This is a genomic window from Acinetobacter sp. NIPH 1852 (genome assembly GCF_022549455.1).
Classification (GTDB): domain Bacteria; phylum Pseudomonadota; class Gammaproteobacteria; order Pseudomonadales; family Moraxellaceae; genus Acinetobacter.
The window spans coordinates 301309-320119 of record NZ_JAKZGG010000001.1 but is presented as its reverse complement, the minus strand read 5'-3'; the positions used below and the strand labels follow the sequence as shown (position 1 = coordinate 320119).

Sequence of the window (18811 nt, the reverse complement as noted above, 5' to 3'; positions counted from 1 at the left end):
ATAATTCATCTACTTTTCTCCCCAATTGGCAAAAAAATTGCTAAAAAAGCATAAAAGGGCTGACAATTTATGCCAATTTAGGATAGATTGGCGCACTTCGCTTTTTTTTCTGTAGGGGGGATCATTTTCGTCTCGAATGATCCTTAAACCATAGCTGATCCTTGATCAACGATAACGAGGGTAACGCCGTTGACAAACATCTCTGGGACTCAATCAGCAGCTAAACTGCAAAAAACATTAGGTCTGTGGCACGTCATCATTATTGGTTTGGCATATATTCAACCAATGACGTTATTTGATACTTTCGGTCTAGTATCGGAAGCAAGTAATCACCACGTCCCAACCTCTTATATCTTCGCACTGGTTGCCATTTTGCTGACATCGATTAGCTATGGACATATGATTAGACGCTATCCATCGTCCGGTTCAGCCTATACCTATGCTCAAAAATCGATTCATCCGAATGTCGGTTTTATGGTGGGCTGGTCGTCTTGGTTAGACTATCTACTGTCACCAATGGTCAATATCATCCTTGCAGGAATTTATCTTACTGCACTATTCCCAAGTGTTAATCATTGGGTTTGGGTGATTCTATTGACCGCCTTTATGACGGGCGTTAACTTACGCGGTGTGCGTTTCGTTGCAAACTTTAATAGTTGGATCGTACTGGTACAGTTAATTGTTATCGGTACATTTACCTACTTGGTTTACAGCAAATTGCAGATGGGTGTAAACGCGGATGGTCCGATCACTGCCGAAACCCAATACCAACTCTGGAGTTTAGAACCATTCTGGAATGAGCTCACCTCAGTTGGTGCGTTAGTCACTGGTGCAACCCTGCTCTGCTTCTCATTTACCGGCTTTGACTCATTGAGCTCACTTGCTGAGGAAACCAAAGATACTGAGAAGACTCTGCCTAAAGCAATTTTCTTAACTGCTTTATTTGCAGGCGTAATCTTCATTATCAGCACGTATTTCATTCAGCTTTATTTCCCTGGTAACCCAAGCAGTTACTTTAAAGATATTGCTGAAACACAACCAGAAATTCTATTGCTCGTGGGTGGTTCACTGTTCCAATCGTATGTATTGGCCTTTGCAATTGTAACGGTCATGGCTTCGGGAATTTCTGCCCATGCAGGCGTCTCTCGCTTGATGTATGTGATGGGTCGTGATGGCATCATTAACAAAAAGATCTTTGGTCACATCAGCCCAAAAAGTTTTACACCTTCGTATAACATCGTGATCGTAGGTATCGTGGCGTTGTCTGCAGGCTTTATGAAACTCGATACCGTGATTTCATTAATCAGCTTCGGTGCTTTAACAGCCTTTACCTTTGTAAACTTGTCGGTAATCTCACGTTATGCACTACGTGATGGTCGAACCAAGAATATAAAGGACATCATCTACTATGTGGTCGTGCCATTATGTGGTTTCATCAGTATCTTTGCCTTATGGCTCGAGATTGAAGAAACAGCATTGAAATATGGCTTATGGTGGGCGATGTTTGGTGTGCTTTACCTCGGTTATAAAACCAAAGGCTTTAAGTACAATGCGCCACAATACAATGAGTTTGACGATAAACACTAATTTAGTCGCTATCTGACTCATTTAAAAAGGTGCAGTTTTCAAACTGCACCTTTTCTTTTAAGCAGTACTAAGACGATCTACAATCGTTTTTACACGTTGGGCATAGTGTTTTGCCGTTTCTAAATCCCCGGCTGGAATTTCATCAATACTCGCATCAGATGGCGACTGGACCAATAAGCCAACTGAGAAAACCAGTCACTGGTATCAAACTGTGCTTGGTCTACAAAGCGGGCTGTGGTGATATATAAAGCCCTATAAAATCAGAGTTGTTTAAAGCCTTGCTGTCTCCACGCTTCATACACAATAACTGCAGTTGCATTGGAAAGGTTTAAACTTCTGGAGTTTTCAGCCATTGGCAGACGTATCCACTGTTCTTGTGGAAACATCAAACGTACTTGCTCAGGTAAGCCACGGGTTTCTGGTCCCATTAACAACGCAACAGGACGGTTGAGATCAACAGTATGCGGTGTTGCAGAGCCTTTTGTCGTAAGTGGAAAGACATGTTCTACGCCTTTGGCTTTTAAATCAGCAAGACATAATTCGATATTGTCCCAAATTTGCATTCTCGCCCATTCGTGATAATCCAGTCCTGCACGTTTCAACTTTTTATCATCTAGCTCAAAGCCTAAAGGTTTAACTAAATGTAGTTGCGCACCTGTATTGGCACATAGACGGATGATATTACCTGTATTCGCTGGAATTTCAGGTTCGTATAGGACGACATGAATCACAAATTTTCTCTACTTTTCATAATTCTCCCTAATCCCCCTTTTTCAAAGGGAGGAACTCCTCTCTTTTTTAAAGAGAGGCTGGGAGAGATTTTATTGCCATTTTAACTGTTCACGTAGACTGACGACTTCACCAATAATGGTTAAAGTCGGCGCTACGATTTGATGTTCGGATACTTTGGTGGCGATGTCCGCCAATGTTCCCACCACAACTTTTTGCTCAGGGGTTGTACCTTTAGAAATTAAAGCAACAGGCATGGTTGGGCGCTGCCCATGCGCAATGAGTTGCTCACAAATACGCTCCAAACCGACCAAGCCCATATATAAAACTAAGGTTTGATTTTCATAAACCAGTTCGTTCCAAGGTAGCTCAGGCGAGCCTTCTTTTAAATGTCCAGTCAAGAAACGGACACTCTGGGCATAATCACGATGTGTCAACGGAATACCCGCATAGGCAGAGCAGCCTGAAGCAGCGGTGATACCAGGCACCACTTGAAAAGTGACATGTGCTTCAACCAACTCTTGAATCTCTTCACCACCACGACCAAAGATAAATGGATCGCCGCCTTTTAGACGACAAACACGTTTACCTTGTTGCGCATACTCAACCAGTAAGGCATTGATGCCATCTTGTGGAACAGAGTGATTGGAACGCGCCTTACCAACATAAATCTTAGTGGCATCGCGGCGACAAAGTTCCATAATCGGTGCTGAAACCAAACGATCGTAAATCACCACGTCGGCTTGTTGCATGAGACGTAATGCTTTTAATGTCAATAACTCAGGATCACCCGGCCCAGCACCGACCAAATAGACCTCACCCTTGGGTGCAGTCCATTCAGTGAGTGCTTGCTGAATCAGATCATTTGCCACATCCACGTTGTCATTAAAGACCTGCTCTTTTAATGGACTGGCATACAAATTTTCCCAAAAGATACGACGCTCATCAGGATTGGCTATTTTAGCTTTGACTTGTTTGCGCCATTGTCCAGAAAACTCTGCAAGCTTACCCATGCCATGCGGCACAATCGTTTCAATCTGAGTACGCAACTGTCTCGATAAAACAGGTGATGCACCATTTGAAGCAACTGAAATGACCAAAGGTGAGCGATCAATAATCGCGGGTACCATAAAACGACAGTGTGGAATATCATCCACACTATTCACTAAAATATTACGCTGTTCGCATTGCTCAAATACCGTTTTATTCACTTCGGCTTGATCTGTTGCCGCAATAACTAAACGATATGGTGTTGCCAAAATATTTTCAGAAAAAGCCGTTTGAATATATTGCCCTGATGATTTTTCTAACAATAAACGCAGTTCAGGCTCAATATCTGGTGCAATAACATCAACAATTGCACCAGCTTTGACTAGCAGATTTGCTTTGCGGTAGGCAATATGCCCACCACCCACAATCAGACAACGTTGCTGTTGCAACTTTAAAGAGATTGGGAAAATATCCACGCTATGCCTCTATATTTTTAGATCTGATCGAGTTAAAGCAAAAACTATGCACAAATTCGATGCATTTTAGTCGATATAGGAAATACCACCCATATATGGACGTAAAACTTCAGGAATTTCGATAGAACCATCAGCACGCTGATAGTTTTCCATCACAGCAAGTAGCGTACGTCCAACTGCTAAACCTGAACCATTCAAAGTATGCACCAATTCGATCTTCTTCTGATCCACACGGTAGCGTGCTTTCATACGACGTGCTTGGAAATCGCCCATATTCGAACAACTAGAAATCTCACGGTAAGTTTCTTGGCTTGGTACCCACACTTCTAAGTCGTAAGTCTTGATAGCGCCGAATCCCATATCACCACCACAGAGCAAAATTTTGCGATATGGTAGGCCTAACGCCTGCAAAATGCCCTCTGCGTGTGCAGTTAAATCTTCGAGTGCCTGCATTGAGTGCTCTGGCTTCACGATTTGCACCATTTCGACCTTATCGAACTGATGTTGACGAATCAAACCACGTGTATCACGGCCATAAGAACCAGCTTCACTGCGGAAACATGGAGTATGTGCAGTGTATTTAAGCGGTAAACGATCTGCATCAATGATTTCATCACGAACGAAATTTGTGATTGGCACTTCAGCCGTTGGGATTAAATAGTATTCTTTTTCGCCTTGAAGCTTAAATAAATCTTCTTCAAATTTTGGCAATTGACCTGTACCACGTAAGGTATCCGCATTTACCAAATACGGAACATAAGCTTCGGTATAACCATTTTTAAGGGTATGCGTATCGAGCATGAACTGGGTTAAAGCACGTTGTAAGCGAGCCAAAGGTCCTTTCAATACACTAAAGCGTGAACCTGTGAGTTTGGTTGCAGTTTCAAACTCAAGACCGCCCATCCATTCACCAAGATCAGTGTGGTCTTTAATGTCAAAGTCAAATTGACGCGGTGTGCCCCACTTCAAAATTTCGACATTGTCACTTTCATCTTTACCTGTGGGTACAGACTCATCTGGCAAGTTTGGAAGCGCAAGCGATTTTTGTTCAAGTTCTGCTTGCAACTCAGCCAAAGCGACTTCAGCCGCTTTGATTTCATCACCAATCGCAGCCATACGCGCCATGATTTCTGAAGCATCTCCACCCGACTTTTTGATCTGACCCACTTGCTTTGCACCAGCATTACGCTCTGCTTGTAAGTTTTCAGCTTTGGATTGCAAATCTTTACGGCGCACTTCTAAATCAGCCCACTCTTGTACGTTGAGCTGAATACCACGTTTTGCCAAAGCAGCATTTACCACTTCGATATTATTTCTAAGTAATTTTGGGTCGATCATAATCAATCATGAATAGAGAAAAAACTGGCTATAGTGTAAGGCTTTAACCTAAAAAAATACAGCATCTACCTCGCAATTGCAGATGTTGTATTTAGATTAGTTCGGGACTTTAGGCAAGCTTGGTAAGTATTCTGCTTTGATAAATTCTTTTGCAGCATAATATGGCAAGTTCAACTCACTCATCCCTTCTGCATAGGAAGCCAGCTCATACAGTGGATAAACAAAAACAATGCCATTTACACCATAGTAATAATTATCGCTGACCTGTAATTGATCTTTTTTAATATTGTGCTCATCTAACCAATTTTGATTTGCAACATACAGCTCATCTCGCAATTCTTGTTCCACACCGTCTTTGATCAATTCACTCGCACTAATATGTTTTTTAGTCGCTAAATCAAAATTTACAAATTCTTGATGATACATACCATGCGCCGCACCAGCGGGATAGGCATAACTATGAATGGCAAATGTCGCTAGATTGTAGTTCTGCCCCACAAAGCGTACATAAGTACTACTCTCACTTAAAGATGGCTCACCTTCTGGTACTTTTACTGGTTGATCTGATAAATCAGCAAATGCATTCGGCTCTGCTTTCTTCATACGATTGATAAAATAATCATCAATCCACTGCTGATTGGTTTTTATGGTTTGAAGATCATAATTGGTACAACCATCTTCCAAACATACTTGCTGTTTAGGCAGCTTAACTGCCACCACTTGCGCCTGAATCAATGGAATATCGACTTTGTTTGTCGTGTCTGTCGCACTGTTATTTTGTGGATCTTGCTTCGGTTGGCACCCTGTAAATACAATCACCGTAACAATAGAAAGTGCTGGAATAATTTTTGATAATTTTAACGGATTCATTGTCATACAAGTCTCAGATCTTTTAGCCCACTATACAAAGCTTTGTTCAGAGTTGAAATTAAGAAATGTATCTAGCAAAAAGCCGCAATAAATGCGGCTTTTTGCTGAGTTGATCAAAATAATCACTGATCAATAATATCTGTGCCTTTCGGGGGCTCAAAATTAAAGACCGAAGCAGGAATGGCTTGATTGACTTTTACATTACTAAAACGTACATACGTGGTTTGACCCAATGAATCTTGTAAAATCATCAAGTTTGGCGCTTTATTTGCACCAAAGCTAATGGTTAAACTCTGAAATGTACTATCTTCCTGTTTAGGATATAACGTGTAGTAACGCTTAGAGCGATCAGGTTGAGTCACTCGATAGGACTGCATGATCTGATTAGTATTACCCGATAACAACAATGCTGGAGTATTGGCAACTTGATCATCTAAATTTTGACGAATTGCCTGCTGCAAATCTGGATCATAAATCCAAACAGTTTTTCCTGACGTCACAATTGTTTGTTTAGATGGACTGGTGATTTCCCAGAAGAATTTTCCTGGGCGTTCAACCTTCATCACCCCTTTAAAGGTTTGATTCATGTGTTGAGCAGTCAGTCCTTTTCTTTGTACAGCTTTATTATTGGTCACTTTGGTGGTTTGTTCAAAATCTGCAGTGAATCGTTGTAAGCTGGATAACTGCTGAACCAAACTTGTGGTTGCTTGCTGAGCCGATGCAGCGACAGGTGCAGCATATGACTGGGTCGTTACAACAGGAGCCAGTGTCATTGCACTAAGCGTTGCAGCATAAGCTATTTTTTTTACGAAATTCATAAAGTGAACCTTCTATCAAATTTCTACTGTAATGACGACATCTTACTGTTTTCAATCATGAAAAGAATGAAGAAAAGCATCGGTTTTGTGTAGTTCGTGTCGCAAAGTTCTGCATTATGTATGAAGTTGCAGCCTTTATGTAGATATTGTAATAGCAAAAATTTGATTTTGAATGACTAAAACAGCCCTGCAACTTTTCCCATTCTTTTAAGATAGTAGAAGTGTTGGATAAAGAATAAACTAAACGCAATACGGGATTTTTTAGTCTAAAGACGACTCACTGGAAAAGTATAAATAATGAAAAGCCTCGCCTTTATCCATCGCAATGACACTCGATTTGCCATCGGGGACTTCTACCCTGCACTTTCTGTATTTTCTCACCATGAACTTGGCAATACCACATCGCCTTTTCTGTTACTGGACCATCTCGGACCCGGTCGTTTAGAGCCTAAAAGTAATAAAAAGGGTGTAAGTGAACATCCACATCGTGGTTTTGAAACAGTTACCTTTGTTTTCTCAGGTGAATTACAGCACATCGACTCGACCGGTAATCACGGGATTATTCATCAAGGTGACGTGCAGTGGATGACCGCTGCATCAGGCATACAGCATATTGAAGAATTTAGCCCTGAATTTCGTGAGACAGGTGGTTATTTCGAAATGGTGCAGTTATGGGTCAACTTACCAGCAAAAGATAAAATGTCTGCGCCACGTTACCAAAGTTTATTAAACCAAGATATTCCTAAAATCTTATTTGAAAATGATACTGGCTATGTCCGTATCGTTGCTGGTCAATACCAAAATACTCAAGGCATTGCCCAAACCTTTACTCCAATGAACGTGTTAGATGTACACCTTAAAAAAGGTCATCGAACTATACTTCCTGCGAGTCATGGTGATACCACGCTCATTTATTTGCGTAGAGGAAAAATTCAGTTCAGCGTAGACGAAGATATTTTAGAAGAACAAGCGATGGCGATGATGTCTAGCTTCGACACAGATGTTGAAATCACCGCTTTAGAAAATTGCGATTTTTTATTCTTATCAGCCCAGCCTCTACATGAACCGCTAAATGGGCATGGTTTTTTTGTGATGAATAACTATGATGAAATTTTACAAGCTTACGAAGACTTAAAAACAGGAAAGTTTGGGAAATATTCAAACGAAAACACATAAGTCCAAAAAGCAGTCATAAAAAAAACCCGCAAATGCGGGTTCTTCTGAACGATTAAAGCTTACACTTCAACAGTTACATAGCGACGGCCAAATTGACCCTTCACTTCAAATTTGATCACGCCATCAGCAGTTGCAAATAAAGTATGGTCACGACCCATACCAACATTTGCACCAGCGTGGAATTCAGTACCACGTTGACGAACGATGATGTTACCAGCAGTCACAGTTTGACCACCGTACATTTTAACACCTAACATCTTAGGATTCGAATCACGACCGTTCTTCGTCGATCCACCGGCTTTTTTAGTTGCCATGTCTATTTACTCCTCGTGTTAGCCTGCGATACTCGTAATTTTCAACTCGGTAAACCATTGACGGTGACCTTGTTGTTTACGGTAATGTTTACGACGACGCATTTTGATGATGCGGATTTTGTCGTGACGACCATGACCAACGATTTCTGCGGTTACTTTCGCGCCAGCAACAACTGGAGCACCGATTTGAATGCTATCGCCGTTTACAAGCATAAGTACGTCATCAAACGTAATCGTTGCACCAGTTTCAGCTTTCAATAATTCAACTTTAAGGGTTTCACCCTCAACCACACGGTGCTGTTTACCACCGCTTTGGATTACTGCGTACATAATGTACTCCAACATGCCCGTGTCGTCGTGCCGATAAAGGAAGATATCGAGCTTAAAACGAACGCCACTGGGGTATATAAGGGGACAAATTTTAAGTGAAATTTGATCAAACAACAAGTGATTTTGCATAAATGCACACATATACACGCATTATTTATTTTTTATAATAAAATCAAATAGATTGATGACACATTGTTTTGATTGATTCTTTCTGTGATTTGCAATACATTTTCAAAAAGTAAATATGACCAAAATGAACTGTGTTTATAGAAGGTCTCACTCAGTGCCGTCTCTGCATTATCTGAGAAGCGCGCTGTTTGTGGCTAAATTAAGATCAGAAAATACATCGTCATGTTTTAAATGACAAATTACCCAGTTGCTATCACTGTTTAGCAACAGATTACTTGGTACACTTACACCATTCACCCATCTATACGAGGCTCTTCTTCATATGGTCGTCGATTTCAAGCAAGACATTCTCTCCCCTGTTGCGACAGATTTTGCTGCGATGGATCAACTCATCAATGAAGGGATCAGCTCTAAAGTTGGCTTGGTTATGTCGGTTAGTAAACATGTGGTTGAAGCTGGCGGTAAACGTATGCGCCCAATTATGTGCCTACTCGCTGCTCGTGCCTGTGGTTTAGCCAACATGCAGCAAGCCCAACATTTGGCGGCTGTGATTGAAATGCTACACACGGCAACCTTGGTTCATGATGATGTTGTCGATGAGTCTAACTTGCGTCGTGGACGACCAACGGCCAATGCGACATGGAACAATCAGACTGCTGTTTTAGTCGGCGATTTCTTGATTTCACGTGCATTCGATCTTTTGGTCGATTTAAATAACATGACCTTGTTAAAAGATTTTTCGACAGGTACTTGTGAAATTGCTGAAGGTGAAGTGTTACAACTTCAATCACAACATCAACCAGACACCACTGAAGAAACCTATTTAAGAATTATTCACGGAAAAACATCTCGTTTATTTGAGCTCGCAACCGAAGGTGCTGCGATTTTGGCGGGTACAGAGGAATATCGTGAGCCTTTACGTCGATTTGCAGGTCATTTTGGCAATGCATTCCAAATTATTGATGATATTTTAGACTACACCTCTGATGCAGAAACATTAGGTAAAAATATTGGCGATGATTTGATGGAAGGTAAACCTACTTTACCGTTAATTTCTGCATTGGCTCACTCTACTGGTGAAGATCATGCGATTATTCGTCGTAGCATCGCTACTGGTGGTGTTGAACATTTGGATAAAGTCATTGAAATAGTGCACAACTCGGGCGGTTTAGACTATTGTCAAAAACGTGCCCAACAGGAAACGGACGCCGCTTTAGAGGCTTTAAAAGCTCTACCAGATAATGAATATCGCCAAGCATTGATCAATTTGACTTTAATGGCATTACATCGACTACAATAACTTTCTGAGTGTCCATGCATTTAAATTTATCTGATTTATTTTTAAAAATGCAGGAACAGCTTGATCAACCACAAGCTGTTCTTGACGAAAACCTGATTATTGAATTGGTCAATCGTTTACGTCCCAAAAATCCCAATGACGCTGAAGAGGTTAAACAGCTTCTTCAAGCTTTCGTCAGAATATTATTATTGACGCCCACTTCCGCCACTTTATTACAAGACTTCATCGTCAGATTGATGAGTCAATACAAACAAATTAGCTTATATGCTGACAGCGGGATTTTATCTTTAGATGGTTTCTGGAATCAGTTAAGTCAACGTCTAGGCGCGCATTTCCTCCCTCTAGTAGAAGAAGGCAATCAACTCAGAACACTGATTGGAAAAGTTTTTCATCAAGAAAATGATCATGAGTGGTTAGAGCTGATTGAAAACCAAGATTGGGTTACGCTGTTTAATTTAATTGGTGAAGGTCAAAGTAATACACTCGAAAAGCAAATTTCTAAAAGTGAGCTGATTAAAGCCATTACGGTTTTGTCCTATCGGATTAGTGGTATCGGTTTATACCCTGAATTTATTAATGCTCAGCCTGATATTACCGAATATGAATCTCCGTTTTTAGCGCAAAACCGAGATATTGTTGATTTTATTGAGAAGTATAAAAAGCAAATCGACGACCAAGATGCAGTTGTGGTGCTTCCACCGCCAGATGCTTCGCAAGCCTTTGTAATGCTAGATCAATGTCGTGATGTTGTACTCAAGATTCGCCGCGCCACTAGGCGAATTGGTGTCAGCATTAGTTTGACTTATTTGCTTTCGTTATTAGAACAAGCCATAGATCGCATCGAACTGTTACTGAGCTTGTTGGCCAGTAAAGATGAGGTTCGATATAAATCACTGGGCGAACTTCTAATCGATTTAACCAAAGCCCATTATGATGAAAAAAGTGTCCGACACTTACTTTCTTCTACCAGTGAACTAATCGCGCTGCAAGTGACTGAAAATGCCAGTAAAACAGGCGAGCATTATGTAAGTACAGACAAAGCAGGTTTCTTTGGCATGTACAAAGCAGCGGCTGGTGCAGGTGCAATTATTGCCATGATGGCAACCTTGAAGATATTAACCGCTCGGTTGGTACTCGCACCTTTTGCACATGCATTTTTGTATAGCATGAATTATTCTTTGGGTTTTATGCTGATCCATGTGTTGCATTTCACTGTTGCAACCAAACAACCGGCAATGACCGCCGCTGCACTGGCCTCGACCGTTCAACAGCAAAAAGGTAGTAAAACCGCACAAATAGCTGAGTTAGCAGCGCTGATTATTAATATTATCCGTACTCAATTTATTGCGATCCTCGGCAATATCTCGATTGCGATCCCTATTGCAGCGCTGATCACTTTTTCATGGCAGTTTTACTTGGATGAACCTTTACTCAATCACGCCAAATCTGCAGCGCTACTACATAGCTTAAATCCTTTTACCTCGCTTGCAGTTCCTCATGCAGCAATCGCGGGCGTGTGTTTATTCTTTTCAGGTTTGATTGCGGGTTATTTCGATAATTTAGCTGTTTACCGCAACGTCGGTCCTCGACTAAAACAACACCGCCGTTTGAAACGCTGGATGGGACAACAACGACTCGACAAATTTGCCAATTATATTGAAACCAACTTAGGAGCTTTGGCTGGTAATTTCCTATTTGGGATCATGTTAGGCAGCATGGGAACGATTGGCTTTATTTTAGGTCTTCCTTTAGATATCCGTCACATCGCCTTTGCTTCGGCCAATTTCATTCAAGGTTTGATGACCATTGGATCACCTGATATTGGTTTAATCGTTGTGTCATTCTTGGGTGTTCTGCTGATTGGTTTAACCAACTTATTTGTGAGCTTTACCCTGACCATTATCGTGGCTTTACGTGCCCGTCGTGTTCGTTTTGCACAATGGAAACCTTTGGCGAATTTGGTCATGACGCATTTCCTCACTCGGACAAGTGATTTTTTCTGGCCACCTAAGCAACCTGTTGCCGTGGAAGAAAAAAGTACAACAGATAAAAAGTGAGACGCTCATCAAATTTTGTTATATTTTTTTACTAAACCTTAAAAAAACATTGAAATAAATTATCATAAAATTTCAAGACTTGACCTAAAGTGTACTCAAGAGTACACTAAACTTTCTATAGCCCTGAAAATGGTTATGCCAATAACGAGTTCCGCATGCCGTACCTATTACTTTGTATTGGTTGCTTTTTTTTAGTTTTAAGTGGGGTTGGATTGTTTTATCCAACCACATCAACTTTAGATCCATTGAGTATTCAAGCATTATTTGAGCATCGTTCAACTCCATTGAACCATGCTGCTATTGTGCTTTCGCTACTCGGCGGAATGCCATTTTTATTCTTTTTCACTGCTTTTTTGTGTGTATATCAAACTTGGATTCAAAACTATAAAAGTTTAATTTTTATCACATTGAGTATAAGTGGAAGTATTACGATTGGTTGGCTTCTGAAATGGAGCGTTGATCGAGCAAGACCTTTAGAGATTTACCACTTGGTCCAACCTTATGGCGCATCATTCCCAAGTGGCCATAGTCTTTATGCTGCAACCCTTGCGAGTTTAGTCATGTTGCTGCTGCAACAGCACAGATACCGTACTCCTGTCATTTTAGTATCTACTTTGTGGTTTATTATGATGGGGTTATCGCGAATTTATGCAGGGGTTCACTACCCGACAGATGTGCTCGCTGGTTGGGGAATAGGGTTAATTTGGACTTCGTTGCTTTGGTTATGGCTGTATCAAAGCAATTTCAACAACAATTTTTTTAGATCCAAAATCTAAATTGAGGTGGAACAATGATGTCGGCTAAGCTTTGGGCACCCGCCCTCACTGCTTGCGCATTAGCAACAAGCATTGCACTTGTTGGTTGTAGCAAAGATCCAGAAGATGCACAGCAAGCTGCTGCTGCACAAAAAATGCCACCTACTGAAGTCGGTGTGATTGTTGCACAACCACAGAGTATTGAACAAAACGTTGAACTTTCAGGCCGAACATCTGCTTATCAAATTTCAGAAGTTCGCCCACAAACCAGTGGTGTTATTTTAAAACGTCTGTTTACTGAAGGCAGTTATGTCTCTGAAGGTCAAGCACTATATGAGCTTGATTCTCGTGCTAACCGTGCGTCATTAGACACGGCCAAAGCTTCGCTCTTGCAACAACAAGCAAATTTAGCGTCTCTTCGGACCAAGCTAAACCGTTATCAACAGCTTGTTTCTAGCAACGCTGTATCAAAGCAAGAGTATGATGACTTACTTGGCCAAGTGAATGTCGCTGAAGCGCAAGTTTCAGCAGCTAAGGCTCAAGTTAATAATGCTGAAGTTGATTTTGGTTATTCAACCATTCGTTCACCTATTTCAGGTCAGTCAAGTCGCTCATCTGTAACAGCGGGTGCGTTAGTTACAGCGAACCAAACTGCGCCATTGGTGACGATTCAACAACTTAATCCGATTTATGTTGATATTAACCAGTCTAGTGCAGAGTTATTGCGTTTACGCCAACAACTCAGCAAAGGCAGCTTAAGCAACAGCAACAACACCAAAGTAAAGTTGAAACTTGAAGATGGTTCAACCTATCCAATCGAAGGGCAACTCACTTTCTCTGATGCATCTGTTAACCAAGATACTGGAACAGTAACCTTACGTGCGGTGTTCTCGAACCCAAACCATTTGTTACTTCCAGGCATGTATACAACAGCGCAAATTGTTCAGGGTGTGGTTCCAAATGCTTATTTGATTCCACAAGCTGCAGTGACACGCTTACCAACAGGTCAGGCGACAGTGATGTTGGTCAATGCCAAAGGTGCGGTTGAAACACGTCCAGTCGAGACTGCAAATGTACAAGGTCAAAACTGGGTCATCACCAATGGGCTTAAAGCTGGAGACAAAGTGATTGTTGATGGTGTTGCTAAAGTGAAAGATGGTCAGGAAGTTTCAGCAAAACCTTATCAAGCTCAACCAGCAAATCCACAAAATGCAACCAAACCAGCTCAAGCAGAACAAAAAGCAACTGTGAAAGCATAAGGGGCAGATTGAATGGCTCAATTTTTTATCCATCGCCCCATTTTTGCATGGGTGATCGCACTAGTTATCATGTTGGCAGGTATTTTAACCTTGTCAAAGATGCCTATTGCCCAATATCCTACGATTGCTCCACCAACCGTTACCATTTCTGCAACCTATCCTGGTGCTTCAGCAGAAACTGTTGAAAATACGGTCACCCAGATCATCGAACAACAGATGAATGGTTTAGATGGCTTACGTTATATTTCGTCTAACAGTTCTGGTAATGGTCAAGCATCGATTGAAATCAACTTTGAACAAGGTATTGATCCTGATATTGCTCAAGTCCAAGTTCAAAACAAACTACAATCAGCAACGGCACTTCTACCTGAAGACGTACAACGTCAAGGTGTAACTGTCACAAAATCTGGTGCAAGCTTCTTGCAAGTAATTGCATTTTATTCACCAGATAATAGTTTGTCAGACTCCGATATTAAGGACTATGTAAACTCATCGATTAAAGAACCGATTAGTCGTGTTGCCGGTGTAGGTGAAGTACAAGTCTTTGGTGGCTCTTATGCAATGCGCATTTGGCTTGATCCTGCAAAACTAACAAACTACCAGTTAACCCCAAGTGATGTTGCTAGAGCGCTACAAGCGCAAAACTCACAAGTTGCAGTGGGTCAGTTGGGTGGTGCACCTGCAGTTAAAGATCAAGTGATCAATGCCACTGTAAATGCGCAAAGTTTATTGCAAACCCCTGAGCAGTTTAAGAATATTTTCTTAAAAAACACTGCTGCTGGTGCTGAAGTCCGCTTAAAAGATGTTGCTCGTGTAGAATTAGGCTCTGATAGCTATGCGTTTAACTCAATGTTTAACGGGAAGCCTGCAGGTGGTCTGGCCATTAAAATGGCAACAGGTTCCAATGCACTGGATACCGCAGAAGCCGTTGAAGAACGTTTATCTGAATTACGCAAAAACTACCCTGCGGGTCTTGAAGATAAACTGGCGTATGACACTACACCATTTATTAAGCTATCGATTGAGAGTGTTGTTCATACTTTAATTGAAGCGGTGATCTTGGTATTTATCGTCATGTTCCTGTTCTTACAGAACTGGCGTGCCACCATTATCCCAACATTGGCAATCCCTGTCGTGGTATTGGGTACATTTGCTGTCATCAATATTTTTGGTTTCTCGATCAACACATTGACCATGTTTGCGATGGTACTGGCGATCGGTCTACTGGTCGATGATGCCATTGTCGTGGTTGAAAACGTCGAACGTGTGATGACTGAGGAACACTCTGATCCTGTTGCGGCGACTGAAAAGTCAATGAAACAAATCTCTGGTGCGCTTGTCGGTATTACCAGCGTACTGAGTGCGGTATTCGTACCAATGGCATTCTTTAGCGGAACCACTGGGGTGATTTATCGACAGTTCTCGATTACCCTCGTTACTGCGATGGTTTTATCTTTGATTGTTGCATTAACCTTCACTCCTGCCCTGTGCGCCACACTATTGAAACAGCATGATCCAAATAAAGCACCAAGCAATAATATCTTTGCTCGCTTCTTTAGATGGTTCAACCGTAGCTTTGAACGCGTTTCACATAGCTATCAAAACGGCGTGAGTCGTATGCTGACTGCTAAGTTTTTCTCTGGCATTCTGTATGTAGCCGTGATTGGTTTATTGGTGTTCATGTTCCAAAAACTTCCGTCTTCATTCTTACCAGAAGAAGATCAGGGTGTGGTCATGACGTTGGTTCAATTACCGCCGAATGCAACACTTGATCGTACCGATAAAGTCATTGATACCATGACCGACTTCTTTATGAATGAAAAAGAGTCTGTCGAATCTATCTTTACCGTTTCTGGTTTCTCGTTTACAGGCGTGGGACAAAATGCGGGTATTGGCTTTATTAAGTTAAAAGATTGGGCTAGTCGTTCGACACCAGAGACGCAGATTGGTGCACTTATTCAGCGTGGTATGGCACTCAATATGATCGTCAAAGATGCGTCATACATCATGCCATTACAGCTCCCTGCTATGCCTGAATTGGGTGTTACTGCTGGCTTTAACTTGCAACTGAAAGACTCTGCGGGTCAAGGTCATGACAAACTGATTGCGGCACGTAATGCAGTTTTAGGCTTAGCGTCGCAAGACAAACGACTGGTTGGCGTACGTCCAAATGGTCAAGAAGATACACCTCAATATCAAATCATGATCGATCAGGCACAAGCCGGTGCGATGGGTGTCAGCATTGCAGACATCAACAGTACTATGAGCATGGCTTGGGGTGGTTCTTATATCAATGACTTCATTGACCGTGGTCGTGTGAAAAAGGTTTACGTCCAAGGCGAGGCAGACAGCCGCATGATGCCTGACGACCTGAACAAATGGTATGTTCGTAACAGCTTAGGTGAAATGGTTCCATTCTCAGCGTTTGCGACAGGCAAATGGACTTATGGTTCACCGCGTCTTGAGCGTTATAACGGTGTGTCATCAGTGAATATTCAAGGAACACCTGCGCCAGGTACAAGTTCTGGTGATTCCATGAAAGCCGTAGAAGAAATTATTGCCAAGCTGCCATCGATGGGCTTAACAGGTTTCGACTACGAATGGACAGGTTTATCACTTGAAGAGCGTGAATCAGGTGCTCAAGCGCCATTCTTATACGCGCTTTCATTACTCATCGTTTTCCTTTGCTTAGCCGCATTGTATGAGAGTTGGTCTATTCCATTCTCAGTATTACTGGTTGTACCACTCGGCATCATCGGTGCAATTTTGTTAACTTACTTTGGTATGGTACTGAAAGATGATCCAAATCTTTCGAATAACATCTACTTCCAAGTCGCGATTATTGCCGTGATTGGTCTTTCTGCAAAGAATGCGATCTTGATCGTAGAATTCGCAAAAGATCTACAAGAACAAGGTGAGGAGCTGCTTGAGGCAACATTACATGCAGCAAAAATGCGTTTACGTCCAATCATTATGACCACCCTTGCCTTCGGTTTCGGTGTTCTTCCACTCGCGCTTTCTTCTGGCGCTGGTGCTGGTAGTCAGCACTCAGTGGGTTACGGTGTCTTGGGTGGCGTAATTTCCTCAACACTTTTAGGTATCTTCTTTATCCCAGTGTTCTTCGTGTGGATTCGTAGTATCTTTAAGTACCAACCAAAAACTACAAACATTCAGGAGCATAAATCGTGATGCAAACAGTATGGTCTATTTCAGGTCGTAGCATTGCGGTATCTGCACTTGCGCTTGCTTTGACTGCATGTCAAAGCATGCGCGGCCCAGAACCGGTCGTGAAAACCGATATTCCAGAAAGCTATGCATATAACAGCGCTTCTGGTACTTCTATTGCTGAACAGGGTTATAAGCAGTTCTTTGCTGACCCTCGCCTGCTTGAAGTGATTGATTTAGCTTTGAGTAACAACCGTGACTTGCGCACAGCAACTTTAAATATTGAACGTGCACAACAACAGTATCGAATTACACAAAACAACCAACTCCCAACGATTGGGGCGAGTGGTAGTGCGATTCGTCAAGTTACCCCTACCCGTGATCCAAATAACCCATATTCAACTTATCAAGTTGGTTTGGGTGTGACCGCTTATGAGTTAGATTTCTGGGGCCGCGTCCGTAGTTTAAAAGATGCTGCGCTCGACAGTTATCTTTCGACCCAAAGTGCGCGTGACTCAACACAAATCAGTTTGATTAGTGAAGTGACACAAGCATGGCTGAGTTATTCATTTGCGACTGCAAATTTGAAACTTGCAGAACAGACCTTTAAAGCGCAGCTCGACTCTTATAACCTGAACAAAAAGCGTTTTGATGTCGGTATCGACAGTGAAGTACCTTTGCGTCAGGCTCAGATTTCAGTTGAAACTGCGCGTAATGATGTTGCAAATTATAAAACTCAAATTGCTCAAGCAAGCAACTTGTTGAACCTGTTGGTCGGTCAGCCTGTACCGCAAAACCTATTGCCTAAGCAACCTGTGCAACGTGTTACGCAGCAAAATGTATCTTCTGCTGGTTTACCGAGTGATTTACTCAATAACCGTCCAGATGTTAAAGCTGCGGAATATAATTTAAGTGCTGCAGGTGCAAATATCGGTGCTGCAAAAGCGAGATTATTCCCGACCATTAGTCTGACAGGTACCGCTGGCTATGCATCAACTGATTTGAGTGATCTTTTCAAATCAGGCAATGCATCATGGTCAATCGGACCAAGTCTAGATTTACCAATTTTTGACTGGGGCACTCGTAAAGCCAATATCAAAATCTCTGAAACTGATCAGAAAATTGCGCTGTCTAACTATGAAAAGTCTGTACAGTCTGCGTTCCGTGAAGTGAATGATGCACTGGCAACACGCGCCAATATTGGTGAACGCTTAACGGCACAACGTCGTTTAGTTGAAGCAACCAATACCACCTATAAACTATCTAATGCCCGTTTCCGTGCAGGTATTGATAGCTACTTAACTGTATTGGATGCTCAGCGCTCTGCGTACTCAGCAGAACAAGGTTTATTGTTGTTACAACAAGCTGAACAAAACAATCAGGTTGAGCTGTATAAAACACTGGGTGGCGGGTTAAAAGCCAGCACGAATGAAACAGTGGCACCGCAACTTTCGAGTTCTGAAAAGCATTACACACCATAATCTTTCTTATTTTAAAGAAAAGCTCACTTCGGTGGGC

At 41.9% G+C, this 18811-nt stretch carries 14 protein-coding genes and 2 pseudogenes; 8 read left to right on the top strand and 8 right to left on the bottom strand.

What is annotated here, in order from left to right:
- Nucleotides 1-189 precede the first annotated feature (189 nt).
- Nucleotides 190-1587, top strand: coding sequence for an APC family permease (locus MMO38_RS01565; protein ID WP_004669233.1), 1398 nt, complete (start codon nt 190-192; stop codon nt 1585-1587).
- Nucleotides 1588-1644: 57 nt separating this feature from the next.
- Here MMO38_RS01565 and MMO38_RS01560 read toward each other — a convergent pair.
- The 6 genes and pseudogenes from MMO38_RS01560 to lolA all read right to left on the bottom strand — a co-directional run.
- Nucleotides 1645-1773, bottom strand: a pseudogene (locus tag MMO38_RS01560) (NADPH-dependent FMN reductase); the annotation flags it as partial.
- A gap of 74 nt (nt 1774-1847) precedes the next feature.
- Entirely contained in the window at nt 1848-2318 is a 471-nt protein-coding gene (locus tag MMO38_RS01555; protein WP_004669235.1) for a tRNA (cytidine(34)-2'-O)-methyltransferase, read from the bottom strand.
- A gap of 90 nt (nt 2319-2408) precedes the next feature.
- The gene (gene cysG, locus MMO38_RS01550; RefSeq protein WP_241322237.1) at nt 2409-3782 is read right to left on the bottom strand and encodes a siroheme synthase CysG; all 1374 of its coding nucleotides are present in this window, start codon (nt 3780-3782) and stop codon (nt 2409-2411) included.
- 66 nt (nt 3783-3848) lie between these two features.
- Nucleotides 3849-5120, bottom strand: coding sequence for a serine--tRNA ligase (gene serS / locus MMO38_RS01545; RefSeq protein WP_241322235.1), 1272 nt, complete (start codon nt 5118-5120; stop codon nt 3849-3851).
- 96 nt (nt 5121-5216) lie between these two features.
- Nucleotides 5217-5996, bottom strand: a complete 780-nt coding sequence (locus MMO38_RS01540) for an RsiV family protein (protein ID WP_241322233.1) — start codon at nt 5994-5996, stop codon at nt 5217-5219.
- Nucleotides 5997-6112: 116 nt separating this feature from the next.
- A complete protein-coding gene (gene lolA / locus MMO38_RS01535; protein ID WP_241322231.1) occupies nt 6113-6808 on the bottom strand; it encodes an outer membrane lipoprotein chaperone LolA in 696 nt (231 codons plus the stop codon).
- A 297-nt stretch (nt 6809-7105) separates the two neighbouring features.
- Here lolA and MMO38_RS01530 point away from each other — a divergent pair, with 297 nt between their 5' ends.
- Complete coding sequence (locus MMO38_RS01530; RefSeq protein ID WP_241322230.1) at nt 7106-7984, top strand: pirin family protein; 879 nt, start codon at nt 7106-7108, stop codon at nt 7982-7984.
- A gap of 59 nt (nt 7985-8043) precedes the next feature.
- Here the strand turns inward: MMO38_RS01530 and rpmA are convergent, their stop codons facing one another.
- The gene (gene rpmA / locus MMO38_RS01525; RefSeq protein ID WP_004669246.1) at nt 8044-8298 is read right to left on the bottom strand and encodes a 50S ribosomal protein L27; all 255 of its coding nucleotides are present in this window, start codon (nt 8296-8298) and stop codon (nt 8044-8046) included.
- An 18-nt stretch (nt 8299-8316) separates the two neighbouring features.
- Entirely contained in the window at nt 8317-8628 is a 312-nt protein-coding gene (gene rplU / locus MMO38_RS01520; protein ID WP_004669248.1) for a 50S ribosomal protein L21, read from the bottom strand.
- Nucleotides 8629-9079: 451 nt separating this feature from the next.
- Here rplU and sdsA point away from each other — a divergent pair, with 451 nt between their 5' ends.
- From sdsA to adeK, 6 genes and pseudogenes are all read left to right on the top strand, one after another.
- Nucleotides 9080-10057, top strand: a complete 978-nt coding sequence (gene sdsA, locus MMO38_RS01515) for an All-trans-nonaprenyl-diphosphate synthase (RefSeq protein ID WP_004669250.1) — start codon at nt 9080-9082, stop codon at nt 10055-10057.
- Nucleotides 10058-10071: 14 nt separating this feature from the next.
- Nucleotides 10072-12114 (top strand): site-specific recombinase, encoded by a 2043-nt coding sequence (locus tag MMO38_RS01510; protein WP_241322228.1) that lies wholly within the window; start codon nt 10072-10074, stop codon nt 12112-12114.
- Nucleotides 12115-12269: 155 nt separating this feature from the next.
- Nucleotides 12270-12918 (top strand): annotated as a pseudogene (locus MMO38_RS01505) (phosphatase PAP2 family protein).
- Entirely contained in the window at nt 12905-14128 is a 1224-nt protein-coding gene (locus MMO38_RS01500; protein WP_241322227.1) for an AdeA/AdeI family multidrug efflux RND transporter periplasmic adaptor subunit, read from the top strand. Before MMO38_RS01505 ends, MMO38_RS01500 begins: the two are co-directional and overlap by 14 nt.
- Nucleotides 14129-14140: 12 nt before the next feature.
- Complete coding sequence (adeJ, locus tag MMO38_RS01495; protein ID WP_005195531.1) at nt 14141-17317, top strand: multidrug efflux RND transporter permease subunit AdeJ; 3177 nt, start codon at nt 14141-14143, stop codon at nt 17315-17317.
- Nucleotides 17317-18774 carry a multidrug efflux RND transporter AdeIJK outer membrane channel subunit AdeK gene (gene adeK / locus MMO38_RS01490; protein ID WP_005195530.1) on the top strand — a complete coding sequence of 486 codons (1458 nt, stop codon included), beginning with the start codon at nt 17317-17319 and terminating at the stop codon, nt 18772-18774. The genes adeJ and adeK overlap by 1 nt, the downstream gene beginning before the upstream one ends.
- The last annotated feature ends 37 nt before the right edge of the window (nt 18775-18811 follow it).

What these genes read in the sequence shown, in the direction of transcription:
- sdsA (WP_004669250.1), top strand. Translation starts at nt 9,080, where the DNA reads ATGGTCGTCGATTTCAAGCAAGACATTCTCTCCCCTGTTGCGACAGAT.
- MMO38_RS01530 (WP_241322230.1), top strand. Translation starts at nt 7,106, where the DNA reads ATGAAAAGCCTCGCCTTTATCCATCGCAATGACACTCGATTTGCCATC.
- lolA (WP_241322231.1), bottom strand. Translation starts at nt 6,808, where the DNA reads ATGAATTTCGTAAAAAAAATAGCTTATGCTGCAACGCTTAGTGCAATG.
- MMO38_RS01510 (WP_241322228.1), top strand. Translation starts at nt 10,072, where the DNA reads ATGCATTTAAATTTATCTGATTTATTTTTAAAAATGCAGGAACAGCTT.
- adeJ (WP_005195531.1), top strand. Translation starts at nt 14,141, where the DNA reads ATGGCTCAATTTTTTATCCATCGCCCCATTTTTGCATGGGTGATCGCA.
- rpmA (WP_004669246.1), bottom strand. Translation starts at nt 8,298, where the DNA reads ATGGCAACTAAAAAAGCCGGTGGATCGACGAAGAACGGTCGTGATTCG.
- serS (WP_241322235.1), bottom strand. Translation starts at nt 5,120, where the DNA reads ATGATCGACCCAAAATTACTTAGAAATAATATCGAAGTGGTAAATGCT.
- adeK (WP_005195530.1), top strand. Translation starts at nt 17,317, where the DNA reads ATGCAAACAGTATGGTCTATTTCAGGTCGTAGCATTGCGGTATCTGCA.
- MMO38_RS01540 (WP_241322233.1), bottom strand. Translation starts at nt 5,996, where the DNA reads ATGACAATGAATCCGTTAAAATTATCAAAAATTATTCCAGCACTTTCT.
- rplU (WP_004669248.1), bottom strand. Translation starts at nt 8,628, where the DNA reads ATGTACGCAGTAATCCAAAGCGGTGGTAAACAGCACCGTGTGGTTGAG.
- MMO38_RS01500 (WP_241322227.1), top strand. Translation starts at nt 12,905, where the DNA reads ATGATGTCGGCTAAGCTTTGGGCACCCGCCCTCACTGCTTGCGCATTA.